Origin of the sequence: Zestomonas carbonaria (assembly GCF_904061905.1) — a bacterium.
GTDB lineage: Bacteria > Pseudomonadota > Gammaproteobacteria > Pseudomonadales > Pseudomonadaceae > Aquipseudomonas > Aquipseudomonas carbonaria.
Window position 1 is genome coordinate 129,867 of the sequence record NZ_CAJFCI010000080.1, and the last position, 24,841, is coordinate 154,707.

Consider the following 24,841-nt stretch of genomic DNA (forward strand, 5'->3'; position numbering starts at 1 on the left):
AACTACCTATGCGCTCGAGCCCAAGCCGCTTCAAAAGCCTTGAAGATATGCGGCATCTCCTGCTCAAACTCCACTTTACTGATGTTCAGACCCACCTCCGTTGCAAGTGCAGTCTTGTCCTTCGATGTCATCGCTCTTACCTCATCGGCGGTCTTTCTCCAAGGTGCCGGGTAACACTCCTCCAAAGCCCCGAAGGGGGAGACGATAATCTGACCAGATTGGCTGAGTGCGTCGTAAGCATTAAGAAACTGCTCAAAATCTCTCTGTCGGTCCGCGTGCGGCTTATCGCAAAGTACGACAAATCGTGTCGCGTAAACAGGCGTCTGGTAGAGCGGCGTGAACGCTACGTTGAGCGCGTGCATGCTTCTCCGCTGCATCTCATGATCACCCTCAGCACGAATTACCTTGACCCAAGGCTGATCGCGATAGAATCGCTGCAAAACACGTGAAAGAAAGTGATCCTCTGATGCACCTTCCACGACAAGGAAGTTCTTCGGGAAGAGCAAGTCTGCCGGCGAGCCGCCCAGCAACTCAAAGACCAGGTCTGGTTTATCTTCTGCACCTACCTCGTTGATGGTTGTCGCTCCCAAATTCTTCGCAATTCGCCAAATAGCCTGCCCCTCAATATCGTCAGCAACCAGAACCGAAGAGTGGGTGTTAATGAATACTTGGTCGCCGTTCTTCGCCAGTTGCAACAGTGCAAGTTTAAGTTGGCGCTGAGCTGTGGGGTGAAGGTGGAGCTCCGCCTCATCGATCAGGAAGAGGAAGCGCTTTCCGAGTTCGTCTGCATCTCGGCGATGGTCAGAATAGGTCTTGAGGATGGCAAGCATGAGAGCCCTCTGCATGCCGTCGCCCTTCTCTTCGGCCAAAGTTTCAATACCGTCATCCACTGCTGTCTCGAAAGACTTCAAGAGGTCGTCAAAGATAGGGGGGGTGACTCCGAATCCAATTTTCGTGCACTCGGGGAACTGCTGTTCGAGGTATTCCTTAACCTTTCCGGCCAGCTTGTCGAGCTCTTGCTTGACCTCAGATCCCTCACCTGTGAATAGCTCGTCAAACTTTGCCTTGAAGTCCCGGTAAGGTGCACTGGTTTCGAGAATGGCGTTGAGCACGCCCGACAGCATCTCGCCAATGGGGGTCTTTTTTCCCCACTTAGACACGTCCGATAGGCGCGCTCTCGTCGCCACGTACTGGAGCCGCGGCACACAGTCATTGAACGCTTTGTCGAAGCCAGCGAAGTTCTTTGCCGTCCATTCCCCCTTGCCCTCATCCCAGAGCAGTCGTTTAGACGGCTCTCTGCTTGTTCGAATCACGCGCAAGACATCACGACCGTCGGCAAAGTTGGAAAACTTGGTTCTGGTACCCTCATTTTTGACAGCGTCAATGCCTGCCAAGATTCCGGAATACTCAATTTCGACCGAGACCTCGTTTGCACGGTCTCGACGGTAGGCGATCTGCCCGAGGTCACCAGATCCGGTGTAAAACCACTCGATAGCCTCGAAGAAGTTGGTCTTACCATGGTTATTCTGCCCCGCGAAAACGTTGAAAACACTTGGCGTAAACTCCGCATGCTGAATGGAGCGGAAGTTTTGGATGGTGATTTTGGTGATGCGCATGCCGGCGTCCTTGCTAATGTGAGATTGCGGGATCAGGGAACTATACGACGGACCTCTCACGGCCGCGACCACTCTGGCAGGAGTAGAGGCGCACCTGTTGCACTTCGTTCCTAAGTCGGCCCAGGTGCGAGAATGCGATTCCGACCGGCCGCTTCTGGCCGATTTCAGCCCGTATCAACAGGTCGCTTCGGGCCGACTTCAGCCAACCCCCCACCCCCCAAATCAAATCGAAAAAACAACACCCGTACGAGACGCCGCATTACGAATGTGCTCCTGCATCGCCTTGCGTGCCGCGTCGGCGGCGTGGCGGGATAGGCAGCGGAGGATCTTGCGGTGTTCCTGCCAGGTTTCCATGGCGCGTTCGGGGCGGATGAAGGGGAGTTTCTGGCTTTCCAGGAAGATCGCCTCGCTGGCGGTGACGATGTTCAGGAAGGCCTGGTTGCCGCTGGCCTCCAGGATTCGCCGGTGGAATTCGAAGTCCAGCCGCGCCGCCGCGTCGAAGTTGCCGGCGCGCAGTTCCACGCGCATGGCGTCGACGTTTTCGGCGAGGGCGTCGATGGCATCGGCGGTCAGTGCGTTGGCTGCCTGTCCGGCGGCGAAGCCTTCCAGTACGTAGCGCAACTGGAAGGTGTCGGCCGCCGATATCTGTTCCGCATAGGGCCAGGAGAACTCCTTGGCTGGCGCGCCGTTGCCGGCCTGGAGAGCCTGCACGAATACGCCTTTTCCCGGTTGCACGCTGACGATACCCAGCGCGCTCAGCGAGGACAGCGCTTCGCGTAGCGACGCACGGCTGACGCCCAGGCGTTCGGCCAGGTCGCGTTGCGAGGGGAGGACGTCGCCGGGTTGGTAGCCACCGTCGCGGATCAGCCTCTGAATGGCCTGCAGGGCCTGTTCGGGCACGGCGCCTCGGACGGGAGTATCGAGCATCTGTTCAGACCAGTCGGTTCGGGGAAATGCTGTTTTACGACCTTTCCGGTGCGCCAGGCAAGCATTGCACCAGGCTGGACCATGGGGCGGAGGCCCTGCCTGATAAGGGGGCGATGCATGCGTTGACCGGTCGGACAGGAACCTCAACTGTTCAGACCAGTAAGACCGCGTAATCCCTGGCGAAAACGATTGGACGGCAGTGTTTTCGCCGCTCCTGGCATGGCCTGTGCACTTCGGACGTTTGCAAAACCACCCGCTGCGACCCGAGGTAATCACCATGAGCAAGTTTCGCAATCTTCTGCTGGCCACTCTTTTCTGCGGTGGCGCGCTGGCGCAGACGGCCGCTCAGGCCGATGTGCTGACCGACATCACCGAACGCGGCGTGCTGAAGGTGGCGGTGCCCCAGGATTTCCCTCCCTTCGGTTCGGTCGGCCCCGATCTCAAGCCGCGCGGCCTGGATATCGACACGGCGCAACTGCTGGCCGACAAGCTCGGTGTGAAGCTGGCGCTGACGCCGGTGAACAGCACCAACCGCATCCCGTTCCTCACCACCGGCAAGGTCGACCTGGTGATTTCCAGCCTCGGCAAGAATCCCGAGCGGGAGAGGGTGGTCGACTTTTCGCAGCCCTATGCGCCGTTCTACCTGGGCGTGTTCGGTCCGGAAGGCAGCCCGGTCGATTCGATCGAGGGGCTTTCCGGCAAGACCATCAGCGTCACCCGTGGCGCCATCGAGGACATGGAGCTCAGCGCCGTGGCACCGAAGGACGCCACCATCAAGCGCTTCGAAGACAACAACTCGACCATCGCCGCCTACCTGTCCGGCCAGGTCGACCTGATCGCCAGCGGCAGTGTGGTGATGTCCGCCATCTCCGCGAAGAACCCGGACAAGGTGCCGGTGCTGAAGATCAAGCTGAAGGATTCGCCCGTGTACGTCGGCCTGGCCAAGGAGCAGCCGGCTCTGTTGGAGAGGGTCAATGCGATCCTCGCCGAGGCGAAGGCTGACGGCAGCCTCGACCGCAACGCCGAGAAGTGGCTGAAGCAGCCGCTGCCTGCCGACTTCTGAGCGAACCCAGCCGATGGCTTATCAATTCGATTTCGTGCCGGTACTGCAGCAGGGTGACCTGCTGCTCAAGGGCGCGCTCTTCACCCTGGAGTTGACGCTGATCGGCATCCTCGCCGGCGTTTCCATCGGCGTGGTCGGGGCGGTGGTCCGCGCCTGGCGCCTGCGGCCCTTCGACTGGCTGTTCGGGATCTACGTGGAGCTGATCCGCAATACCCCGTTCATCGTCCAGTTGTTCTTCATCTTCTTCGGCCTGCCATCGCTCGGCATCCGCATGACCGAGTGGCAGGCGGCGGCACTGGCGATGGTGATCAACCTGGGCGCCTATTCCACCGAGATCATCCGCGCCGGTATCCAGGCGATCCCGCGAGGCCAACTGGAAGCCGCCGCCGCACTGGCGATGAGCCGTTTCGAAACCTTCCGCCACGTGGTCATCCGGCCGGCGCTGGCGAAGGTCTGGCCGGCGCTGTCGAGCCAGATCGTCATCGTCATGCTGGGTTCGGCGGTGTGTTCGCAGATCGCCACCGAGGAGCTGTCGTTCGCCGCCAACTTCATCCAGTCGCGCAACTTCCGCGCTTTCGAGACCTACCTGCTGACCACGCTGCTGTACCTGGCCATGGCCATTCTCCTGCGCCAGGTACTGGACTGGGTGGGCCGCTATCTGATCGTGGGGAGGCGCTGATGGATTTCACCCTGTGGGACATCGTTCGCAACCTGCTGGCCGGGTTGCAGTGGACCTTGCTGCTGTCGCTGGTGGCCTTCGTCTGCGGTGGCGTCGTCGGCCTGCTGGCGCTGCTCGCGCGGATCTCCGACAACCTGACCCTGCGCATCCTGGCGCGCGGCTATATCGAGCTGTTCCAGGGCACGCCGTTGCTGATGCAGTTGTTCATGGTGTTCTTCGGCATCGCCCTGTTCGGCATCGACGTTTCCGCCTGGATGGCCGCGGCCGTGGCCCTGACGCTGTTCACCAGCGCCTTCCTCGCGGAGATCTGGCGCGGTTGCGTCGAGTCGATTCCGCGCGGCCAGTGGGAGGCGTCGGCGAGCCTGGCGCTGAACCGCTTCGAGCAACTGCGCCACGTGGTCCTGCCGCAGGCGCTGCGGATCGCCGTGGCGCCCACGGTCGGCTTCTCGGTGCAGGTGGTGAAGGGCACCGCGGTCACCTCGATCATCGGTTTTACCGAACTGACCAAGACCGGCGGCATGCTCGCCAACGCCACCTTCGAACCCTTCCTGATCTACGGCCTGGTTTCCCTGGGCTACTTCCTTCTCTGCTTCCCGCTTTCGCTGGGCGCCCGCTACCTGGAAAGGAGGCTGCATGCCACTGCTTAGAGTTTCCGCGCTGCACAAGTACTACGGCGACAATCACGTGCTCAAGGGCGTCGACCTCAACGTCGAGCAGGGCGAAGTGGTCGCCATCATCGGCCGCAGCGGCTCCGGCAAGAGCACGCTGCTGCGCACCCTCAACGGGCTGGAATCGATCAACGACGGAGTCATCGAGGTCGATGGCGAATACCTCGACGCCGAGCGCGCCGACCTGCGTTCGCTGCGGCAGAAGGTGGGCATGATCTTCCAGCAGTTCAACCTGTTCCCGCACCTGAGCGTTGGCGAGAACGTCATGCTCGCACCGCAACTGGTGAAGAAGGTCAACAACGCCGAGGCCCGCAGCCTGGCGGAGCGGATGCTGGAGCGCGTCGGCCTCGCGGACAAGTTCGCCGCCTATCCCGACCAGCTCTCCGGCGGCCAGCAGCAGCGCGTGGCCATTGCCCGCGCGTTGGCCATGTCGCCCAAGGTGCTGCTGTGCGACGAGATCACCTCCGCGCTGGACCCGGAGCTGGTCAACGAAGTGCTCAGCGTCGTCCGCGAACTGGCCAAGGAGGGAATGACGCTGATCATGGTGACCCACGAGATGCGCTTCGCCCGCGAGGTCGGCGACAAGCTGGTGTTCATGCACCAGGGACGGGTCCATGAAATAGGGGACCCCAAGGAGCTTTTCAGCGCGCCGAAAACCCCTGAGCTGGCCAACTTCATCGGTAGCGTCAACTGAGCCCTGCCGGTTGCTGCCGTTCGTGGCAGGTGGCAACCGAGCCGATGCGGGTTGACTGATTCACCTCGACGGCGCTGAAGGCTCCAGGCCGCGATCCTGCTCCGCCAATACGGACTCGAGCATGGATGGAAGCCACTCCGGCTTGAAGAGCGACTCCGGTTGCTCTCGCATTTCCGAGAGGCTCCACCACTTCCATTTCTGGATGGTGCTTTGCTCTTCCTCGGTCCATTGCGCGGCATACACAGCCGGGTTCGCCGGGCACTCGACAAGAAAATACCTTTCCAACCATCGGGCCGGGGTGGATCTGGCCACGGCGTAGACCTCATCCCGATCCATCAGCACCTTTCCGATCTCGACAGTCAGCCCTGTTTCCTCATGGAGCTCGCGTGCCGCTGCTTCCACGTAGTCCTCCCCAGGCTTCAGCTCTCCACCCGCGGTGGCCCAGAACGGCGGCTGATGTTCATCGTGATACTGGAACAGCAATAGCCTGCCGTCGGCATCCACGATGATCAGGCGGGCTGACTTTCTTACCGCTATTTCCACGGTCAACTCCTTTTAACGGCTGGTTCTGGCGGGGGGAACGAGTAACGCAGGCTGCGGAGCAATGACTCCCCACCGGCCACGCGCGAAACCAAGGTATCGCTCTTCGATACCCATGGACGATGGTGCGAGCCACCGGCCTGGGAATAGGGTTTCCAGGCCGGTGACCTGGGCCCTGTACGGATCGACGACTTTCCTGCAAGACCTGGTCGTGCCGGCTTCCATTCGCCGCGAGAGCGGTACCCAGACGAGAGCTTTCACCATGACCGACGAGACTACAGGAACCACCCGCCGCGCGCTGATGAGCGCCGGCGTAACGGCGGCAGCGCTGGCAGTGGCCGTGCCTGCCCTGGCGGGCCAATCGAGCAAGGGCGCGGCTTCTGCGAAGGGCGGAACGAGCGGCAAGAGCCAGGGCTCGGGCTACCTCACTCTCAGAGATGGCACGCGTCTTTTCTACAAGGACTGGGGCACCGGCCAACCCATCGTGTTCCATCACGGCTGGCCGCTGTCCAGCGACGACTGGGATGCCCAGATGCTGTTCTTCCTCGGCCAGGGCTACCGGGTCATCGCCCATGACCGGCGAGGCCACGGCCGTTCCACGCAAACATCCGCAGGCAACGAGATGGACACCTACGCTGCCGACGTGGCGGAACTGGTGGCCCACCTGGACCTCAGGAACGCCGTGCACGTTGGCCACTCGACCGGCGGTGGCGAGGTAGCCCGCTACGTCGCTCGCCATGGCGGTGGTGGCCGTGTGGCCAAGGCGGCGCTCATTGGTGCCGTACCGCCGATCATGGTCCGTACGGAAAAGAACCCGGGCGGCTTGCCGCTGACGGTCTTCGACGGTTTCCGCCAGGCCCTCGCGGCAAATCGCGCGCAATTCTACCGGGATGTGGCGGCAGGCCCCTTCTACGGCTTCAACCGGCCGGGCGCCAAGGCTTCCGAAGCCGTGATCGACAACTGGTGGCGCCAGGGCATGACCGGTGGTGCCAAGGCTCACTACGACTGCATCGCCGCCTTTTCGGAAACCGACTTCACCGAAGACCTGAAGAAGATAGAGGTTCCGACGCTGCTACTGCATGGCGAAGACGATCAGGTCGTTCCCATCGACGACTCGGCACGACTGGCCATCAAGCTGCTCAAGCGAGGCACCCTGAAGACCTATCCCGATCTGCCCCACGGCATGTGCACCACCCATGCCGAGGTCATCAATGCGGATCTGCTTGCGTTCATCAAAGGGTGATGGGCAAGCCATCGCGAGGCTCGTCCTCACCGTTGGCGATTGAATGCGAAAAGGTCCGGATGCTGTTGCACCGGACCTTACTGACAAATACGCCGTAATATCGGTTTTCGATGATGGCGAACCAACTCGTACGGCACCGGAAAGTTCATTGATATCCAGCGACCGCCAAGCAAGAAGTTATTGCAACTCCTGTAAGTTTTCCGGCACCCAACAGATACCTTCGTATATATCCCTGCCGCTGACGTATAGCTCTACTGACCCGATGTAGAAGTGCGCCAGGAAGAATCCGTCAATAGCATGGACTCACAGCGGGCGATTCGCTGTAACGAATATGGATCCCTGCATTTCGGAGCTCATATATCGCTCCACCGAACTTGAAGTAGCCACTTCCCGGTTGTTGACCACTGTGAGCGGCTTTCGCCTGAGACTCTTGATCCAAGCAACAGGAGAGCGACCATGACAATGCAACTGAAAAAAAACACCGATCAGAAAAGGACCGCTCAGCGGGAGTTCGAGGAGCTGGTTCCTTCGCGCTATGCGCTGCGGGTCGGCGAGATCGACGTGCTGGTGGTCAGCGATGGGGTGCTGCCGCTGCCGACCGCGACGATGTCCACCAATGCCGACCCGGCCGCCCGCGCGGCCTGGTTCAAGGACATGTTCCTGGGGCCGGACGCATTCGATTGGGCGCTGAACGTTCTCGTGGTGCGTAGCGGCGACCAGACCATCCTCGTCGACGCCGGACTGGGAGGGCAGTTCCCCGGCTTTCCACGGGCCGGGCAGTTCCCCAGGCGACTGGAGGCCGCCGGTATCGACCTGGCGTCCGTGACCGACGTGGTGATCACCCACATGCACATGGACCATATCGGCGGGCTGCTCGTCGACGAAGTGAAGAACCGGCTGCGCCCGGACCTGCGGATCCACGTCGCGGCTACCGAGGTCGAGTTCTGGGCGTCACCCGATTTCTCCCTCACCTCCATGCCGTCGCCGGTGCCGGATGTCCTGCGCTCGACCGCCGAGCAGTTCATGAAGGCATACCACGACAAGCTGCGGACGTTCGAGGATGAACACGAGGTGGCGCCGGGCGTGGTCGCCAAACTCACCGGCGGCCACACGCCGGGACACTGCGTGGTCTACGTGACCTCCGGCGGCGAACGGCTGACCTTCGCAGGCGACGCCCTGTTCCCGGTCGCCTTCGACCACCCCGACTGGCACAACGGCTTCGAACATGACCCCGAGGAGTCGGTTCGCGTTCGAGTTCGCCTCCTGCAGGAGGCGGCGGCAAGCGGTGAACTGCTGGTAGCCACGCACCTGCCGTTCCCCTCCGTTGGCCGGGTGGCCGTCGACGGCGACGCCTTCCGCTGGGTAGCGGCCTTCTGGGACTACTGACCGCTTGTTGGATTCGGGCCTCCGTCAAAGCCAAGGCAGCCTGCTCATGCGGGGTGTAGGGGGCGGATGGAGGCCCAGATCTGAATCATGGGATGAGACGGCGTCTACGAGGTGGGGCGTGGCGAGTTCACCGGCGGGGAACTCATTGCGCTTTCGATAGCCGTCGGTTTTTTCCGAAGCCTTGATGATTCCACTCTTGGCTGAAGGCAGTCAGTAGCAAGTGGCAGCGACCGCCCAGGAGCAGTCAGTCGATCCAGTCTCCGATCAGTACCTGTTTAGTTTGATCGCAATAAATCCATCACACTGAACAGTTGAATTTGACCTGACAGTCGTAGACTCAAAAGCAGGAACTGTCAGGTCAAATTGCGATCACTAAAAGTTGGCGACATCTGGCCCGAATATTTATCAAAACGATCAATTCTTTAAAGCCAAGAACCTTCCTAAGGTACTGGCAATGCCGTGTCAAAGGTGCTGTTCTGATCGTTATGTTCTCCAGTAGTAAAAGGTGCACCTTCAATGTGGTAGACCGTCGGTTCTTCCGAAAAATATTCCTCTAAACCCATCATGAAGATCCGATGGTCTTCACTCGCCTCGAAGCTCGGCGTGTGATCTTCGAGGGATTGCCACCGTACTATCAGGTTGAATAGCTGTGGGGTTTCGATACCTTGCGCAAGCATGTGACCACCGTAACCCTTTGCGCGGCGGAGCAAAGGAGCGACTTTGGTAAATGCACGCCTGAACTGTTCAATGTGTTCTTTGTGAACGGGCAGTAGAGCGATTTCATAAATCATGGGGCATTCCCTCAAATTGGGTTCAACGGTTAAACATGCGCGCTGACGGGATGAGCCTGTGGCTCGACTGCAATCGCGATTTTTCCCTGGAGACCGTTGTTGGGGCTCTCCAGCAGCGCGTGGGCGCGTGGAATGTCGGCAAGCGAATAGACGGCGCCAACGTGTGGCCGCAGCTGACCGCGCGCGACCAGCGCGCTCAACTCATCGAGCTTGCCGCGGTTCTGTCTTGTGAAAACGAAGTGATAACTCGCGTTCTTGCCCCAGGCTTGAACGAGGTTTTGTGGCTGGGCAATGTCCACAATCGAGACCACGCGGCCAAGTTGTGCGAGCGCGTCGGGGCTGCGCGACAATGTGTTGCCGCCGATGGTGTCGAATATCACATCGACTCCGTGGCCACCGGTTTCCCGCAGGATGGCGTCGACGTAATCCTCTTTCTCGTAGTCGATGACCACATCGCCACCCAGACTCCGTGCGAACTCAAAGTTTGCTTCGCGCACGGTGGTGAACACCCTGGCGCCCATGGCTTTTGCCAACTGGATCGCCACATGACCGACACCTCCCGCGCCGCCGTGCACCAGGATGCTCTCACCCACTCTGAGCGCCGCACGTACGACCAATGCTTCCCACGCCGTCCCGCCAACCAGGGTCAGGCTGGCCGCCTCGAGATGGCTCAGCGCCGAAGGCTTCTTACCGACAATGCTTTCGGCAGCAACGTGGTATTCGGCATAACTTCCAGGGCCGTCAAAAATTTGCGGGGTGTACCAGACTTCGTCGCCTGGCACGAAGCTCGTCACACCCGGGCCAACCGCTTCGACAACACCCGATACGTCATGTCCGGTAATGCTCGGCAGTGGCACCAGGTCGGTGTAATCACCACGTCGGACCTGGAAATCCAACGGATTGATGGAGGTTGCGTGTACCCGCACCAGCACTTGTCCAGCGTGCGGCACTGGCTTGGGTACGTCGCGCAGCTCGAACGATTCCGGGCCCCCAAATGATTTAAGTATCAGCGCTTTCATGATAGATCCTCGTTTCGGTAAAAAGGGATATAGGGAATTTTCGATATATAAAGGCAAAAAAATTTACGGGCTTTCCCTATGGTCTCAGTTCATTGTCAGTTCCTCGCTTCGGTAAAAAGGAATATCGGGATTTATCGATATATAAGGGTAAAAAATTACAGCTCCTTTCCTATGAGCTCGGCAAGAGCCCTGATGTTTGCTTCATTGCGCTTGTAGTAAGTCCACTGCCCGATGCGACGGACTTCGACCAGGCCCACTCGTTGCAGCGTCGCAAGGTAATCGGACACCGTCGACTGCGACAGGCCGACGCCTTCTTGAATACTGCTGACGCAGACGCCCACCGTATGAACGTCCCCTTCATCTTGTGGAGGGAAGTTCTTCACCGGATCCTTCAACCTCTTCAGGATTTCAAGGCGCGTACGGTTTGAGAGGGCTTTGAATACTTCGATCAGTTCCATGGCTCGATAATATCGAGATTTACCGATATGTCAATGCGAGAATCAGCCGCCCGTCGGACATGCAATCCGAGGGTTGCTGCCGCAGGATCAGCCAGACTCCGTAGCAACTCTCAAATTTGCTAGCCTCCTGAAAGGGAGGGTTCGTACTCAATTCGCCCTCGCTTTTTGACAGTCCGTTCGCCTTCAAAGTCATCACAAAGCACGTGCGAATGAGGCTGACGGTCCGCACCTGTGAGTACCCCTCTTTGCTAGGGTCTGCACGAAAAGTCGTCGAGCGAAGGTCAGGCGAGGCAAAAATCGGTGAGGAACGGACCGGGCTCGCGATCGAGTTTACGAGTGCTAAATGAGCATTCCGAACCGATTTTTAACGAAGCATCACCGAGCGCAGGCACTTTCGTACAGAGCCTAGTGAGGTGCCTTTGAACGGCTCAAGTTCGGTCCGGTACTCCAACGCCACCCGCGGCAACATTGACGTCACGCTCAAACGGGTCGACTGACCCATAGTCACGTATCTGATGAACCGGATTGCCAAGCTTCTCAGGAGATCACCGTGACAGCTTGGCTGACCGCTTTGGGGCGATTCTGTTGAAAAAGTCCCGTCGCGATTTTTGCCCATGAAAGAGCGTGAGCGACGTTGAAATCTGGTGCGTTCAGAAGACAGAGCTGTCTTGGTTTTTACGTAGCAACGCCGGAATCGAGCGATTTTTGAGCTGCCGAAATGCAGCTCTCTCATAAAGCGACTTTTTCAACAGAATCGGGCGGTAGCTACCTCTCGCCAGAGGCAGCAATCGGCCAGTCGCAGGCTGGCGGACAAGTAAACATTGTCCACCCTGCGTCGCTAAACCGTCCGCAGCGGGTCGGTTACCGCCAACTGTCCCAGTGGGACACACGGTATGCAGCGAGATAGTCAGGACGATCACTGGTGGAAAACGCTCCGCGGTTTTCCACCCTACGCGGACTTGATCGCTATGTAGGATGGACAACGCTTTCTTGTCCACCAGCTTTTGCGAGCGATCGCAATGGGTCGAAATCTGCCTTTGCCGAATGGCCGCTCTCTGCCACTCGCTTCGCTTGAGCTCGTAGACATCCCCGCCATCCTCAAAAGCCCCCATAAACGCCAATGCCCCGCGCCGAGTCCAACTCGGCGCGGGGCATCTGGCTAGGCGTCTGGATTGCCTCAGAGCCGGATGATCACCGACTTGAGCTGGGTGTAGTGGGAGAGGGCGTCGATGCCTTGTTCGCGTCCGTAGCCGCTTTGCTTGAAGCCGCCGCAGGGTGTCTGCACGAAGCCGCCGCTGTATTCGTTGACCACGATCCGGCCGGCTTCCAGGCTGGCGGCGACGCGGTGGACGCGGCCGATGTCGCGGCTCCAGATGCCGGCTCCCAGGCCGAATTCGCTGTCGTTGGCGAGTCGCAGGGCGTCGGCTTCGTCCTTGAAGGGGATGACGCAGAGGATGGGGCCGAAGATTTCTTCCTTGGCCAGGGTCATGTCGTTGGTCACGCCGGTGTAGACGGTGGGTTCGATGTACCAGCCGCCGCCGAGATGGTCGCCGCTGGCGGCCTTGCCGCCGATGGCCGGCTTCAGGCCCTCGCGTTCGGCGATTTCGAAGTAGCTCTGGATCTTCTCGAACTGGGCGCGGGTGGTGATGGGGCCGGAGGTGGCGTCATGTTCCGGGCCGACGCGCAGTGCCGCGACCTCGGCCACCAGTTTCTCGACGAAGCGGTCGTGGATGTTTTCCTGGACCAGCAGCCGGGTGCCGGCGGCACACCATTGGCCGCTGTTCCAGGTGAAGGCGGTGGTCGCGCCCTTGGCGGCGGCGGCCAGGTCGGCGTCGTCGAAGACGATGTTGGCGGACTTGCCGCCGAGTTCCAGGGTCAGCGGCAGGATGCGTTCGGCGGCGATCCGGCCCAGTTCCTGGCCGGCGGTCAGCCCGCCGGTGAAGGAGATCTTGCGCATCAGCGGGTGGCGGGCCATGACCGGGCCGATGACGCTGCCCTTGCCGACCACCACGTTGAACACGCCGGCGGGCAGGCCGGCTTCTTCCACCGCGATGCGGGCGAGTTCCACCAGCGAGGCGGAGGTGTGCTCGGAGGGTTTGGCGACCACGGTATTGCCGGTCGCCAGGGCTGGTGCGATGGCGCGGGCCGCCTGATGCAGCGGGGCGTTCCAGGGCAGGATGGCGCCGATCACGCCGAACGGATCGCGGCGGGTGTAGACGTGGTAGTTGGGGCCCTGGTTGATGACTTCGCCGTCCATGACGTTGACGATGCCGGCGTAGAATTCGAAGTACTGGGCGGTCAGGTCCATCAGGGTGGCCATCTCGCGGCCGGGCTTGCCGGTTTCGGCGCTTTCCAGGGCGCCGAGGCGGTCTTCGCTGCGACGGATGATGCGGGCCAGTTCGACGAGGATGCGGCCGCGCTCGGAAGGCCGCATGTCGCGCCAGGCGGGTTGCGCGTCGGCGGCGGACTGGATGGCGAGCTCCACTTCGCGAGGGCCGCTGTTGGCGACCTCGCCCATTTTCTCGCCGGTGCGCGGGTCGATCTTGTCGACGTAGTGTCCTTCGGCAGGTTGGAGGTACCGGCCGCCGACGTAACTATCAACTTTCAACAACATCTTCGAGTCTCCTCACTGTGTTCCAGGCTCATTCATCGATGGGCCTCTCGTTGTTCGATACCTTGCTCATTACCGTCAAGTTCATCCCTGGAAGCGGTCTGTCTTCAATGGAGATTTCGGCTGCAAGGCATTGAGAAAAAGTCAATCGAGTCGAGTGGAGGGACCAGGTCCTGTCTATCTCCAAGGCGTATCCAGGTCGCGTTTTCAGGTTGATATTTAGTCAACCGAACAGGGCGGAAAACTCGCTTCACCCCTCATGGGCTTGCTGCCATCGTTCACGCTATCCAACAACAAGAAGTGTGCTCACGGGAGCCAGCAATGAGTAACGACAATAGTGCGGTATATGCCCTCGCGCCCGACGCCGGCGCGGGCCTGGAAACCAAGGGTCGCAAGCTGACCTATGCGGAGAAGAAGGCCATCGTGGCGGCGACGCTCGGCACCATCGTCGAGTACACCGACTGGGTGATCTACGCGACCTTCTCCTCGATCCTCGCCAAGCAGTTCTTCCCGGCCGGCAACAGCCTGACGGCGCTGCTGTCGGTGCTCGCGGTGTTCGCGGTGGGCTTCCTCATGCGTCCCATCGGTGGCGCGGTGCTCGGCGCTTTCGCCGACCGTTACGGTCGCAAGAAGGGCCTGACCCTGTCGATCCTGCTGATGTCGCTGGCCTCGCTGGTCATCGGCATCTGCCCCAACTATGAAAGCATTGGCATCGCCGCGCCGATCATCCTGGTGCTGGCGCGCCTGGCCCAGGGCTTCTCGGCGGGTGGCGAGTTCGGCTCCGCCTCGGCCTTCCTGATCGAGTCGGCGCCTGCCCATCGTCGCGCCTTCGCCGGTTCCTGGCAGTGGTTCGCGATCAATGCCGGCACCCTGGTGTCCTTCCTGCTGGGCTTCGTGCTGGCCTCGGTCGGCAGCGATACCGCCCTGGAGGACTGGGGCTGGCGCGTGGCGTTCGTCATCGCCGCGCTGATGGGCGTGCTGACCCTGTGGATTCGCCTGTCGGTGCGCGAGACCGAGGTGTTCAAGTCGCGCGTCGCCAAGAGCGCCATCGAGAAACGCCCGGTCCGGGAAATCTTCACCAAGCACCGTAAGGATGTCGGCCGGGTCATCGGGATCGCCATGGCGGGCAACCTGCTCAATTACGTGTGGATGGTGAGCTATCCGTCGCAGGTCCATCTGGTCACCGGCATGCCGATCCGCGAGACGCTGCTGTGCGGGGTGATCGCGGTCTCGGTGTCGCTGCTGCTGATGCCCCTGGCCGGCATGCTGGCCGACCGCATCGGCCGGCGCCCGGTGCTGATCGCCTTCGCCGTGTGCTCGATCCTCTGGGCCTGGCCGAGCTTCGGCCTGCTCTACGAGGGTATCGGCCTGGTGGAGGTGGCGATGTTGCAGACCATCTCGATGGTGATCATGACCGGCTTCGGCGCCGCCTCGGCGGTGACCATGGCCGAGCAGTTCCCGGCCGAGGTGCGGGTGACCGGCATCGCGCTGCCGTATGCGCTGTCGGTCACGCTGTTCGGCGGCACCTCGCCCTACATCATGACCGCGATGTCGGGCTGGGGTTATGGGCATCTGTTCTGGATCTACCTGGTGGCGGTGAGCCTGGTGAGTTGCATCGTCTACTTCCGGATGCCGGAGATGATGGGCAAGCCGCTGCGCTGAGCGCGCAGGTAGTGCGAAGGCCGGATCCCGGGGCGGGTTCGGCCTTTTTTCGTTGGGGGCCGGCTTTTATTGGTTCCCCGCGTTCGCGGGGAACCAATAAACACCAGCAACCCTACCGCGCCGCGCGGGCGAATTCGATGAAGGCCTTGAGCGCGGCGGGCACCTGGCGTCGGCTGGGGTAGTAGAGGTGCAGCCCCGGATAGTAGGGGCACCAGTCTTCCAGCACCTGGACCAGGCGCCCGTCGGCGATTGGCTCCTTGACCATGTCTTCGAAGACGTAGGCGAGGCCGACGCCCTGTAGCGCCGGGCCGACCATCAGGTCGACGTCACTCAGGGTCAGGGGGCCGTCCACTTCGATCTCCTGGGCGATGCCGGCGCGTTCGAATTCCCAGCGGTAGTAGTTGCCGCTGGGAAAGCGGTGCCGGATGCAGGGCAGGCGGTGCAGGTCCTGGGGTTTCTGCGGAACGGGGTGGCGCTGGAAGAGTTCCGGCGCGCCGACCACCACCGAGCGCATGTAGGGGCCGATGGCCAGCGACACCATGTCCGCTTCCAGGCGCTCGCCGAAGCGCACGCCGGCATCGAAGCCGGCGGACACCACGTCCACCAGCGCATCGTCCGCGACGACCTCGATGCGGATGTCCGGGTAGACCTCGAGGAAGCGGCTCACCAACGGCAGCAGCACCAGTTGCGCGGCGGGGCGGCCGGCATTGAGGCGCAGGGTCCCGGAGGGTTTGTCGCGGAAGCTGTTGAGGTCCTCCAGGGCGTCGTCGATGTCGCGGAACGCTGGCTTGACGCGTGAGTAGAGGCGTTCGCCCGCCTCGGTCAGGGCCACGCTGCGAGTGGTGCGGTTGAACAGCCGGACGCCCAGGCGTTCCTCCAGGCCGCGCAGGGCATGGCTGAGGGCCGACGGCGACAGGCCGAGATCGACCGCCGCCCGGCTGAAGCTGAGGTGCTGGGCGATGCTGAGGAAGATTGAAAGATCAGCGGCGGAGACAGGTTTCATTTGTGAATTTTGCTCACAGGCTCATGCCATTTTCTTGGGATTATCACATCAGTAATTGAATCTTAGAGTGACGTCAACTCATCGAGAAACCCCCGCATGGTGTGGGGGTTCGAACAGGAGGAGTTGATATGCGCACTTGGCTGATTACTGGGGCATCTCGTGGTTTTGGCGCCCTGATCGCAGAAAAAGCCCTGCAGGCCGGCGATGCCGTCATCGCCACCGCCCGCAAACCCGCCGACGTGGTCGAGCGGCTGGGCGACCATCCCAACCTGCTGGCCGTCCGACTGGACGTCACCCGTGAAAGCGATGCCCTCCAGGCGGTCGCCGAAGGGATCAAGCGCTTCGGTCGCATCGACGTGCTGATCAACAACGCCGGCTATGGCGTGCTCGGCGCGGTGGAGGAAACCAGCGCCGTCGAGGTCGACCGGCTGTTCGCCACCAACGTGTTCGGCGTGCTCAACGTGATCCGCGCGGTGCTGCCGCACATGCGCCGCCAGCGTTCCGGGCACGTGATCAACATCTCCTCCATCGGCGGCTACCAGGCCTACATGGGCTGGGGGGTGTATGGCTCCACCAAGTTCGCGGTGGAAGGCATCACCGAGGCGCTGCACCAGGAGCTGGCGCCCCTGGGCATCCACGCCACCGTGGTCGAGCCCGGCTTCTTCCGCACCGACTTCCTCGACGAGCAGTCGCTGGTGAAGACCGCGCTGGAGCTGCCGGACTACGACGAAACCGTCGGCGCCATGCGCCGCTTTGCCAAGGACGCCAACCACGCCCAGCCCGGCGATCCGGTCAAGTTCGCCGAGGCGATGCTGGCCCTGGTGAATGCCCCGAACCCGCCGCAACGCCTGCCGCTGGGCAGCGACACGCTGGCGCGGATCGAGGCGAAGAACCGTCTCGTCGCCAGCGAGATAGCCGACTGGAAAGAGCTGGCTCTGTCCACCGATTACACGGCCTGAAAAGGCCGTCCCCCATGTGGAGGAAAGACCGATGAAACCGATGAAGAAAATCCTGATTTCACTGGCGGGCCTGCTGATGGCGGGCCAGGTGGTGGCTGGCGAATCCGCTCCGGTGTCGTCGTCCGGGGCGAGCGGCAATGCCGTGAAGTACCGCTACGGCATGGACCTGGATATCGCCCGGGTGGTGTCCCACAGCGATATCCCGAATGTCTGCGGGGTCGTGCCCGTCGAGATGACCTACGAGGACTCGCAGGGTGATCGTCACACACTGCAGTACCGGGTGATAGGTAACGGTTGCCAGGGCTGACGCCCTGGCCGCTTTCTCCGAAGGTCATCGATAGCGGAGCCGCGATCATGAGCGTTCGATTGATGCAAGGGCGTGCGCGCCTGGTGGTTACTCTCCCGGTACTGGCCGCCGCAGCGGCCGCTACCTTCTGGCTGGCGCAGGAGCCCGCGGCTGCTCCTGCTCCGGCGACGATGGTGCCTGCCGTGGAGGTGACCGTCGCCACCGTGGAGAAGCGCGAGGTGCGGACCTGGGACGAGTTTTCCGGTCGCCTCGAAGCGATCGAGCGGGTTGCGATTCGCTCGAGGGTTTCCGGCGAGGTCCAGGCGATCCATTTCGTCGAGGGGCAGCGGGTCGAGCAGGGTGACCCGCTGTTGACCATCGACCCGGAACCCTTCGCGGCCGCCGTGGCCCAGGCCGAGGCGCAAGTCGCCGCGGCGCGGGCGCGGTGGTCCTACAGCCGGAGCGAAGCGGAACGGGCCAGGCGCTTGTGGCCGTCCCGCGCCATCGCCCAGAACCTGGTGGAGCAGCGCGAGAGCGAACTGCTCGAAGCCGATGCCGGCCTGAAGGCGGCCCAGGCCAACCTGCGGATGGCCCGCCTGAACCTGGGCTACACCGAGATCCGCGCGCCGGTGTCCGGCCGTATCGGGCGCCGGGAGGTGACGGTCGGCAACCTGGTGGATGCCGGTCCCAACAGCCCGGTGCTCACCACCCTGGTGTCGATCGATCCCATTCGGGTCAGCTTCGATGCGGACGAACAGGCCGTCGCGCAGGCCCTTGGCGATCCGGCGCGCCGGGACGACCCGTCCGCCGTTCCGGTGCGAATGCTGGGCAACGGTGCGAGCCAGGCCGAGGGACACCTGCAACTGATCGACAACCAGGTCGATTCCCGTACCGGCACCGTCCGCGTCCAGGCGGTATTTCCCAATCCCGATGGCCACCTGACGCCGGGCCAGTTCGCGCGCCTGCGGATGGGCCAGGCCGAGTCCGTCGAGGCGTTGCTGGTGGATGAGCGCGCCATCGGCACGGACCAGAACCGCCGCTACGTGATGGTCGTGGACGCCGACAACAAGGCGACCTATCGCGAAGTATCCCTGGGCGCGCGGGTAGATGGGCTGCGGATCGTCTCGTCCGGGCTGGCCGAAGGGGAGCGCATCGTCGTCAACGGCTTGCAGCGCATCCGCCCCGGCAGCCTCGTCGCGCCGCAACCGGTCGGCATGGACGGCACACGACTCGCGTCCGCCGATTTCCGGGAGTAGCGCCATGAACATCTCCAACTACTTCATCGACCGGCCGATCTTCGCCGGCGTGCTGTCGGTGCTGGTGCTGGTCGCCGGGCTGGTGGCCATTCCCCAGTTGCCGGTATCCGAATACCCGGAGGTGGTGCCGCCCACGGTGGTGGTCAGCGCGCGCTTCCCCGGCGCCAGTCCGGAGGTGATCGCGCAGACCGTGGCGATGCCGCTGGAGGAGTCCATCAACGGCGTCGAAGACATGCTCTACATGAGCAGCCAGGCGACCACCGATGGCCTGCTGACCCTGACGGTCACCTTCCGTCTCGGCATGGACCCGAACCTGGCCCAGCAACTGGTGCAGAACCGCGTGACCCAGGCCGAGTCCCGACTGCCCGAGGAGGTACAGCGGCTCGGCGTGACCACGGTCAAGACCACGCCGGACCTGACCCTGGTGGTGCACCTGTACTCGCCGGGCGAACGCTACGACATGACCTACCTGAACAACTACGCGATCCTCAACGTGCGCGACCGGCTGGCGCGCATCCAGGGCGTCGGCAATGTCCAGGTCCGCGGGGCCGGCGAGTACGCCATGCGCATCTGGCTCGACCCGCAGAAGCTGAGCGAGCGCGGGCTGGCCGCCAGCGACGTGGTGGCGGCGATCCGCCAGGAGAACGTCCAGGCGGCGGGCGGGATCATCGGCGCCAGCCCCAGCCTGTCCGACGTTTCCACGCAGATGTCGATCAGCGTGCAGGGGCGCCTGCAGGACGTGGAGGAGTTCGGCGACATCGTCGTGCGCACCGGTGCGGATGGCGCGGTGACCTACCTGCGCGACGTCGCCCGCATCGAGCTGGGCAGCGCCGAATACGCGGCCCGGGCGCTGATGGACAACCAGCCGGCGGCGGCGCTGTTCGTCCTGCAGGCGCCGGGCTCGAACACCGTGGCGATCGGCAACGAAGTGCGCCAGGCGATGGCCGAGCTGAAACAGTACATGCCCGAGGGCGTGGACTACCGCATCGTCTTCGACCCCACCCAGTTCGTCACCGCCTCGATCCAGGCGGTGACCACCACGTTGCTGGAGGCGGTCGGCCTGGTGGTGTTGGTGGTGATCCTGTTCCTGCAGACCTGGCGCGCCTCGATCATTCCGCTGCTGGCGGTGCCGGTCTCGGTGGTCGGCACCTTCGCGGTGATGCTGGCGTTCGGCTTCTCGATCAACACCCTGACCCTGTTCGGCCTGGTGCTGGCCATCGGTATCGTGGTGGACGACGCCATCGTCGTGGTGGAGAACGTCGAGCGCAACATCGCGGCCGGACTCTCGCCGAGGGAGGCCAGCTACCAGGCCATGCGCGAGGTGTCCGGGCCGATCGTGGCGATCGCCCTGGTGCTGTGCGCGGTGTTCGTGCCGCTGGCCTTCACCAGTGGGCTGACCGGGCAGTTCTATCGTCAGTTCGCCCTGACCATCGCTATCTCCACGGTGATCTCGGCCTTCAACTCGCTGACCCTGTCGCCGGCCATGGCCGCGCTGCTGCTGCAACCCCACGGCGCGCCGAAGGATCGCCTGACGCGGATCATGGATGCCGTGCTGGGGCGCTTCTTCCGTGGCTTCAACCGCCTGTTCGAGCGCGGCTCGGCGGGCTATGGCCGCAGCGTGCGCGGCTCGCTGACGCGCAAGGGGCTGCTGCTGGGCGTCTACCTCGTGCTGGCCGGCGTGACCGTGCTGTTGTTCAGGAACGTGCCGGGCGGATTCGTGCCGGCGCAGGACCGGACCTATCTGCTGGCGGTGGTGCAGTTGCCGGATGGCGCCACCCTGGACCGCACCGAGCAGATCGTCCGCCAGGTCAGCGACATCGCCCTGCGTCACCCGGACGTGCGTGCGTCCCTGGCGTTCCCCGGCATGTCGGTGAACGGTTTCACCAACAGCTCCAACGCCGGCATCGCCTTCGTCAACCTCAAGCCGTTCGCAGAGCGGGTGGGCGAGGCGCACAGCGCCAGGGCCATCGCCGCCGACCTGGGCCGCGAGTTCGCGGCGATCAAGGAAGCGCGGATCGTCATCTTCAGTCCGCCGCCGGTACGCGGCCTGGGCACCACGGGCGGGTTCCGCCTGCAGCTCGAGGACCGGGCGGCGCTGGGCTATCCGGCGCTGGACGACGCCGCCAAGCAGTTCATCGCCGCCGCCTCCCAGGCGCCGGAGCTGACCGGGATGTACTCCAGCTTCCAGGTCAACGTCCCGCAGTTGCAGGCGGAGGTCGACCGGGTCAAGGCGCGGCAACTGGGCGTCGCCGTCAGCGACATCTTCAGCACGCTGCAGATCTACCTGGGCAGCCTGTACGTCAACGACTTCACCCAGTTCGGCCGTACCTACACCGTACGCGCCCAGGCCGACGCGGAGTTTCGCGCGCATGCCGAAGACATCGGCGCGCTGCGCGTGCGTTCGGCCAGCGGCGAGATGGTGCCGCTGGAAACCCTGCTGACGATCCGCCCGGGATACGGCCCGGAGCGGGCCATGCGCTACAACGGCTATCCCAGCGCCGACATCAGCGGCGCGGCCGCGCCGGGCTACTCCAGCGGCCAGGCCCGCGAGGCCATCGAGCGGATCGCCGCCGAGACGCTGCCGGCCGGCATCGCCTTCGAGTGGACCGACCTGACCTACCAGGAAATCCTCGCCGGCAACTCCGCGTTCTGGCTGTTCCCGCTGGCGGTGCTGCTGGTGTTCCTGGTGCTCGCGGCGCTCTACGAGAGCCTGGCCTTGCCGTTCTCGATCATCCTCATCGTGCCGATGGCGCTGCTCTCGGCGCTCACCGGGGTGTGGCTGACCGGGGGCGACAACAACATCTTCACGCAGATCGGCCTGATGGTGCTGGTGGGGCTTTCGGCGAAGAACGCCATCCTCATCGTCGAGTTCGCCCGCGAGCTGGAGTTCGCCGGCCGCACACCGGTGCAGGCGGCCATCGAGTCCTGCCGGCTGCGCCTGCGGCCGATCCTGATGACCTCCGTGGCTTTCATCATGGGCGTGCTGCCCCTGGTGTATTCGAGCGGCGCCGGCTCCGAGGTGCGCCATGTCATGGGGATCACGGTGTTCGCCGGCATGCTCGGCGTGACTTTCTTCGGCCTGTTCCTGACCCCGGTGTTCTACGTCCTGCTGCGTGCCCTGACCGGCAACCGGGCCCTTCGCCGGCATGGCGAGGCGGCGCCGGCCGGTCATTCGGAACGACCGCTGCCCACCTCCTGAAAACCGCTCTCACCAAGGAGACACCCCATGCATGACTTCATGCTTCACCGGCCCACGCGCCTGCTGTTCGGCGAGGGACAGATCGCGCGGATCGCCGAAGAAATCCCGGAATACGCCCGCCTGATGATCACCTACGGCGGCGGCAGCATTAAGCAGAACGGCGTACTGGAGCAGGTCTACCGCGCCCTGGATGGCCGCTTCCACGTCGAGTTCGGCGGCATCGAGCCGAATCCGTCCTACCAGACCCTGTGCCGGGCCATCGACCTGGCGCGGGAGGAGGGCGTCGACTTCATCCTGGCGGTCGGCGGCGGTTCGGTGATCGACGGCACCAAGTTCATCGCCGGGGCCCTGCGCTACGACGGTGATCCCTGGGACATCGTCGCCAAGCGCCAGCGCCTGGTGTTCGACGCGGTGCCCTTCGGCTGCGTGCTGACCCTGCCGGCGACCGGTTCGGAGTTCAACGAGGGCGCGGTGATCAGCCGCCCGGAGACCGGCGACAAGCTGGACTTCCACTCGCCGAACGTGATCCCGCGCTTCTCGGTGCTCGACCCGACCACCACCTACAGCCTGCCGCCCCGGCAGATCGCCAATGGCGTGGTGGATACCTTCGTGCACACCACCGAGCAGTACCTGACCTACCCGGTGGACGCCAAGTTGCAGGATCGTTTCGCCGAGGGGTTGCTGCTGACCCTGATCGAGGATGGGCCGCGCGCCCTGGAGGAGCCCGAGAACTATTCGGTGCGCGCCAACATCATGTGGGCGGCGACCATGGCGCTGAGCGGCTACATCGGTTCCGGCGTACCGCACGACTGGGCGTCGCACATGATCGGCCACGAACTGACCGCCCTGCACGGCATCGACCATGCGCAGAGCCTGGCGGTCGTGCTGCCGTCGCTGCTGCGCCTCACCCGCGAGGCCAAGCGGGCCAAGCTGCTGCAATACGCCGAGCGGGTCTGGAACCTGCGCGAAGGCAGCGAGGAACAGCGGATCGACGCCGCCATCGAGGCGACCCGGGGCTTCTTCGAGCGCATGGGCATGCCAACCCGGCTATCCGGCCATGGGCTCGATGGCAGCGGTATCCCGACGATCGTCGACAAGCTGGTCGAACACGGCATGGTCGCCCTGGGCGAGCACCGTGACATCACGCCGGACATCAGCCGGCAGATCCTGGAAAACGCCATCTGACGAGGAGAGCATCATGAGTACGGCTTCCAACACACCCGTCTGGTTCATCACCGGTTGCTCCACGGGCTTCGGCCGCGAGCTGGCGCGCCACATCCTGGCGCTCGGCTATCGGGCGGCGGTTACCGCGCGCAATCCCGAACAGCTCCGGGAACTGGTCGCGGGGCACGAGGAGAGGGCGCTGGTGCTGGCCCTCGACGTGACCGATCCCGGGCAGGTTCGCGCCGCCGTCAGCGCGGCGGAAGAGCGTTTCGGGCGGATCGACGTGCTGGTCAACAATGCCGGCATCGGCTACTTCGGCTCGTTCGAGGAAAGCGAGATCGACGAGGTCCGGCGTATGTTCGAGATCAACGTCTGGGGCCTGGCCGACATGACCCGCACGGTGCTGCCCGGCATGCGCGGCCGGCGCAGCGGCACCATCGTCAACATCTCCTCGGTCGGCGGCCTGGCGGCCTTCCCGGCGCTGAGCTTCTACAACGCCAGCAAGTTCGCGGTGGAGGCGCTGTCCGAGTCCCTGTCCCAGGAAGTCGCGCCGCTGGGCATCAAGGTGCTGCTGGTCGAACCGGGTCCGTTCCGCACCGAGTGGGCGGGCCGTTCGGCCAACGAGGCGCCGACGACCATCGCCGACTACGATGCGACCGCTGGCGCCCGCCTGCGCATGATCCGTGGCTACAGCGGCCAGCAGCCGGGCGATCCGGTGCGGGCCGCCGCGGCCATCGTGCAGGCTGTCGAAGCCGGGAATCCGCCGCTACGCTTGCTGCTGGGCAAGGCGGCGCTCGCCGGTGCGCGCAACAAGCTGGAGATGTTGCAGCGGGATATCGACGGCTGGGCGACGGTGAGCGAGTCCGCGGACTATCCCGAGGACGAACGCTGATTGCCTGACTACGCCGGGCGCATCGCGCGGTGCGCCCGGCGTGACCCGTTTCCGCAAGCGAAGGAGGGCAATGGTGGCAACGCATCCCAGGAAAAGGGACTTCCCGGTGAGCCAGGTACGCCGCTACCTGGAGCCCGGCCCCGTCGTGCTCGTGTCGTCGAAGTGGCAGGGCAGGACGAACATCATGACCATGGGCTGGCACATGGTCCTGGAATTCACTCCGGCGCTGGTGGGCTGCCTGATCTCTTCCGGCAACCACAGCTTCGGGATGATCCGCGACAGCGGCGAATGCGTGATCAACCTGCCGACCACGGCGCTGACCGACGAAGTCGTCGGGATCGGCAACACCACCGGGGCGGAGATCGACAAGTTCAAGGAGTTCGGCCTGACCCCCGGCAAGGCCCGGCAGGTTGCCGCGCCCCTGATCAGGGAATGCCACGCCAACTTCGAATGCCGGCTGTACGACGACGTGCTGGTCGACAGGTACAACTTCTTCATATTCGAAGTCGTGAAGGCCCACGTGACCGCCTCGCCGGAGCATCCGGAAACACTGCACTACACCGGCGACGGGGTGTTCATGGTGTCCGGCAGGATCATCGACCGGAAGGCGCTCTTCCGGCCGTGGATGCTGTAGCCACGCTGACGCTCTCGTAGGATGGGTGCAACCCATCACCACGGAATCGATGGGTTGCCCCCATCCCACAAAAAAACCGGAGGCTTACCGG

22 protein-coding genes are annotated in these 24,841 nt (G+C 63.3%); 14 read left to right on the plus strand and 8 right to left on the minus strand.

Translation table 11 applies throughout. The annotated features are described in order from the left end of the window. Positions 1-2: 2 nt before the first annotated feature. Together PSEWESI4_RS21610 and PSEWESI4_RS21615 are read right to left on the minus strand one after the other, a co-directional pair. Positions 3-1,616, minus strand: a complete 1,614-nt coding sequence (locus PSEWESI4_RS21610; RefSeq protein WP_187673283.1) for an ATP-dependent nuclease — start codon at positions 1,614-1,616, stop codon at positions 3-5. Between the two features lie 222 nt (positions 1,617-1,838). Continuing rightward, positions 1,839-2,543 (minus strand): FadR/GntR family transcriptional regulator, encoded by a 705-nt coding sequence (locus PSEWESI4_RS21615; protein WP_187673284.1) that lies wholly within the window; start codon positions 2,541-2,543, stop codon positions 1,839-1,841. 277 nt (positions 2,544-2,820) lie between these two features. Here PSEWESI4_RS21615 and PSEWESI4_RS21620 point away from each other — a divergent pair, with 277 nt between their 5' ends. From PSEWESI4_RS21620 to PSEWESI4_RS21635, 4 genes are read left to right on the plus strand one after another with little or no spacing between them, the layout of a single operon-like run. Continuing rightward, positions 2,821-3,606: a transporter substrate-binding domain-containing protein gene (locus PSEWESI4_RS21620; RefSeq protein WP_187673285.1), complete on the plus strand. Its 786-nt coding sequence runs from the start codon at positions 2,821-2,823 to the stop codon at positions 3,604-3,606. 13 nt (positions 3,607-3,619) lie between these two features. Continuing rightward, positions 3,620-4,285: an amino acid ABC transporter permease gene (locus PSEWESI4_RS21625; RefSeq protein WP_187673286.1), complete on the plus strand. Its 666-nt coding sequence runs from the start codon at positions 3,620-3,622 to the stop codon at positions 4,283-4,285. Then, positions 4,282-4,932 carry an amino acid ABC transporter permease gene (locus PSEWESI4_RS21630; RefSeq protein WP_187673470.1) on the plus strand — a complete coding sequence of 217 codons (651 nt, stop codon included), beginning with the start codon at positions 4,282-4,284 and terminating at the stop codon, positions 4,930-4,932. The genes PSEWESI4_RS21625 and PSEWESI4_RS21630 overlap by 4 nt, the downstream gene beginning before the upstream one ends. After that, positions 4,919-5,647: an amino acid ABC transporter ATP-binding protein gene (locus PSEWESI4_RS21635; RefSeq protein ID WP_187673287.1), complete on the plus strand. Its 729-nt coding sequence runs from the start codon at positions 4,919-4,921 to the stop codon at positions 5,645-5,647. The genes PSEWESI4_RS21630 and PSEWESI4_RS21635 overlap by 14 nt, the downstream gene beginning before the upstream one ends. Before the next feature lie 60 nt (positions 5,648-5,707). On the opposite strand, the gene PSEWESI4_RS21640 is transcribed toward PSEWESI4_RS21635, so the two are convergent. Then, positions 5,708-6,184 carry an NUDIX hydrolase gene (locus tag PSEWESI4_RS21640; protein WP_187673471.1) on the minus strand — a complete coding sequence of 159 codons (477 nt, stop codon included), beginning with the start codon at positions 6,182-6,184 and terminating at the stop codon, positions 5,708-5,710. 265 nt (positions 6,185-6,449) lie between these two features. Here PSEWESI4_RS21640 and PSEWESI4_RS21645 point away from each other — a divergent pair, with 265 nt between their 5' ends. Both PSEWESI4_RS21645 and PSEWESI4_RS21650 read left to right on the plus strand, forming a co-directional pair. Further along, positions 6,450-7,430 (plus strand): alpha/beta fold hydrolase, encoded by a 981-nt coding sequence (locus tag PSEWESI4_RS21645; protein WP_187673288.1) that lies wholly within the window; start codon positions 6,450-6,452, stop codon positions 7,428-7,430. Between the two features lie 456 nt (positions 7,431-7,886). After that, positions 7,887-8,816: an MBL fold metallo-hydrolase gene (locus PSEWESI4_RS21650; protein ID WP_187673289.1), complete on the plus strand. Its 930-nt coding sequence runs from the start codon at positions 7,887-7,889 to the stop codon at positions 8,814-8,816. Between the two features lie 440 nt (positions 8,817-9,256). On the opposite strand, the gene PSEWESI4_RS21655 is transcribed toward PSEWESI4_RS21650, so the two are convergent. The 4 genes from PSEWESI4_RS21655 to PSEWESI4_RS21670 form a co-directional block, all read right to left on the minus strand. Continuing rightward, positions 9,257-9,607 carry an antibiotic biosynthesis monooxygenase family protein gene (locus tag PSEWESI4_RS21655; RefSeq protein ID WP_187673290.1) on the minus strand — a complete coding sequence of 117 codons (351 nt, stop codon included), beginning with the start codon at positions 9,605-9,607 and terminating at the stop codon, positions 9,257-9,259. A 29-nt stretch (positions 9,608-9,636) separates the two neighbouring features. Then, positions 9,637-10,626 carry a zinc-dependent alcohol dehydrogenase family protein gene (locus tag PSEWESI4_RS21660; protein ID WP_187673291.1) on the minus strand — a complete coding sequence of 330 codons (990 nt, stop codon included), beginning with the start codon at positions 10,624-10,626 and terminating at the stop codon, positions 9,637-9,639. Positions 10,627-10,781: 155 nt separating this feature from the next. Continuing rightward, entirely contained in the window at positions 10,782-11,084 is a 303-nt protein-coding gene (locus PSEWESI4_RS21665) for an ArsR/SmtB family transcription factor (protein WP_187673292.1), read from the minus strand. Between the two features lie 1,177 nt (positions 11,085-12,261). After that, a complete protein-coding gene (locus PSEWESI4_RS21670; RefSeq protein WP_187673293.1) occupies positions 12,262-13,698 on the minus strand; it encodes an aldehyde dehydrogenase family protein in 1,437 nt (478 codons plus the stop codon). 318 nt (positions 13,699-14,016) lie between these two features. Here PSEWESI4_RS21670 and PSEWESI4_RS21675 point away from each other — a divergent pair, with 318 nt between their 5' ends. Beyond that, complete coding sequence (locus PSEWESI4_RS21675; RefSeq protein ID WP_187673294.1) at positions 14,017-15,357, plus strand: MFS transporter; 1,341 nt, start codon at positions 14,017-14,019, stop codon at positions 15,355-15,357. Positions 15,358-15,469: 112 nt separating this feature from the next. Here PSEWESI4_RS21675 and PSEWESI4_RS21680 read toward each other — a convergent pair whose 3' ends face one another. Beyond that, the gene (locus PSEWESI4_RS21680) at positions 15,470-16,360 is read right to left on the minus strand and encodes a LysR family transcriptional regulator (RefSeq protein ID WP_187673295.1); all 891 of its coding nucleotides are present in this window, start codon (positions 16,358-16,360) and stop codon (positions 15,470-15,472) included. 128 nt (positions 16,361-16,488) lie between these two features. Here PSEWESI4_RS21680 and PSEWESI4_RS21685 point away from each other — a divergent pair, with 128 nt between their 5' ends. From PSEWESI4_RS21685 to PSEWESI4_RS21715, 7 genes are all read left to right on the plus strand, one after another. Further along, on the plus strand, positions 16,489-17,319 hold the full coding sequence (locus PSEWESI4_RS21685; RefSeq protein ID WP_187673296.1) for an oxidoreductase: 831 nt from the start codon (positions 16,489-16,491) through the stop codon (positions 17,317-17,319). A gap of 40 nt (positions 17,320-17,359) precedes the next feature. After that, positions 17,360-17,626 (plus strand): DUF2790 domain-containing protein, encoded by a 267-nt coding sequence (locus PSEWESI4_RS21690; RefSeq protein ID WP_408004330.1) that lies wholly within the window; start codon positions 17,360-17,362, stop codon positions 17,624-17,626. 47 nt (positions 17,627-17,673) lie between these two features. Next, on the plus strand, positions 17,674-18,861 hold the full coding sequence (locus PSEWESI4_RS21695) for an efflux RND transporter periplasmic adaptor subunit (RefSeq protein ID WP_187673298.1): 1,188 nt from the start codon (positions 17,674-17,676) through the stop codon (positions 18,859-18,861). Between the two features lie 4 nt (positions 18,862-18,865). Then, entirely contained in the window at positions 18,866-22,060 is a 3,195-nt protein-coding gene (locus PSEWESI4_RS21700) for an efflux RND transporter permease subunit (RefSeq protein WP_187673299.1), read from the plus strand. Positions 22,061-22,087: 27 nt separating this feature from the next. After that, complete coding sequence (yqhD, locus tag PSEWESI4_RS21705; protein ID WP_187673300.1) at positions 22,088-23,245, plus strand: alcohol dehydrogenase; 1,158 nt, start codon at positions 22,088-22,090, stop codon at positions 23,243-23,245. A 13-nt stretch (positions 23,246-23,258) separates the two neighbouring features. Then, positions 23,259-24,116, plus strand: a complete 858-nt coding sequence (locus PSEWESI4_RS21710) for an oxidoreductase (RefSeq protein ID WP_187673301.1) — start codon at positions 23,259-23,261, stop codon at positions 24,114-24,116. 106 nt (positions 24,117-24,222) lie between these two features. Beyond that, positions 24,223-24,750 (plus strand): flavin reductase family protein, encoded by a 528-nt coding sequence (locus PSEWESI4_RS21715; protein ID WP_235978987.1) that lies wholly within the window; start codon positions 24,223-24,225, stop codon positions 24,748-24,750. Positions 24,751-24,841: the final 91 nt, after the last annotated feature.

Bases quoted from the DNA above. Each gene is read 5' to 3' on its own strand.
- PSEWESI4_RS21610 (WP_187673283.1), bottom strand. From the start codon at position 1,616: ATGCGCATCACCAAAATCACCATCCAAAACTTCCGCTCCATTCAGCAT.
- PSEWESI4_RS21615 (WP_187673284.1), bottom strand. From the start codon at position 2,543: ATGCTCGATACTCCCGTCCGAGGCGCCGTGCCCGAACAGGCCCTGCAG.
- PSEWESI4_RS21620 (WP_187673285.1), top strand. From the start codon at position 2,821: ATGAGCAAGTTTCGCAATCTTCTGCTGGCCACTCTTTTCTGCGGTGGC.
- PSEWESI4_RS21625 (WP_187673286.1), top strand. From the start codon at position 3,620: ATGGCTTATCAATTCGATTTCGTGCCGGTACTGCAGCAGGGTGACCTG.
- PSEWESI4_RS21635 (WP_187673287.1), top strand. From the start codon at position 4,919: ATGCCACTGCTTAGAGTTTCCGCGCTGCACAAGTACTACGGCGACAAT.
- PSEWESI4_RS21645 (WP_187673288.1), top strand. From the start codon at position 6,450: ATGACCGACGAGACTACAGGAACCACCCGCCGCGCGCTGATGAGCGCC.
- PSEWESI4_RS21650 (WP_187673289.1), top strand. From the start codon at position 7,887: ATGACAATGCAACTGAAAAAAAACACCGATCAGAAAAGGACCGCTCAG.
- PSEWESI4_RS21655 (WP_187673290.1), bottom strand. From the start codon at position 9,607: ATGATTTATGAAATCGCTCTACTGCCCGTTCACAAAGAACACATTGAA.
- PSEWESI4_RS21660 (WP_187673291.1), bottom strand. From the start codon at position 10,626: ATGAAAGCGCTGATACTTAAATCATTTGGGGGCCCGGAATCGTTCGAG.
- PSEWESI4_RS21665 (WP_187673292.1), bottom strand. From the start codon at position 11,084: ATGGAACTGATCGAAGTATTCAAAGCCCTCTCAAACCGTACGCGCCTT.
- PSEWESI4_RS21670 (WP_187673293.1), bottom strand. From the start codon at position 13,698: ATGTTGTTGAAAGTTGATAGTTACGTCGGCGGCCGGTACCTCCAACCT.
- PSEWESI4_RS21675 (WP_187673294.1), top strand. From the start codon at position 14,017: ATGAGTAACGACAATAGTGCGGTATATGCCCTCGCGCCCGACGCCGGC.
- PSEWESI4_RS21680 (WP_187673295.1), bottom strand. From the start codon at position 16,360: ATGAAACCTGTCTCCGCCGCTGATCTTTCAATCTTCCTCAGCATCGCC.
- PSEWESI4_RS21685 (WP_187673296.1), top strand. From the start codon at position 16,489: ATGCGCACTTGGCTGATTACTGGGGCATCTCGTGGTTTTGGCGCCCTG.
- PSEWESI4_RS21690 (WP_408004330.1), top strand. From the start codon at position 17,360: ATGAAGAAAATCCTGATTTCACTGGCGGGCCTGCTGATGGCGGGCCAG.
- PSEWESI4_RS21695 (WP_187673298.1), top strand. From the start codon at position 17,674: ATGAGCGTTCGATTGATGCAAGGGCGTGCGCGCCTGGTGGTTACTCTC.
- PSEWESI4_RS21700 (WP_187673299.1), top strand. From the start codon at position 18,866: ATGAACATCTCCAACTACTTCATCGACCGGCCGATCTTCGCCGGCGTG.
- yqhD (WP_187673300.1), top strand. From the start codon at position 22,088: ATGCATGACTTCATGCTTCACCGGCCCACGCGCCTGCTGTTCGGCGAG.
- PSEWESI4_RS21710 (WP_187673301.1), top strand. From the start codon at position 23,259: ATGAGTACGGCTTCCAACACACCCGTCTGGTTCATCACCGGTTGCTCC.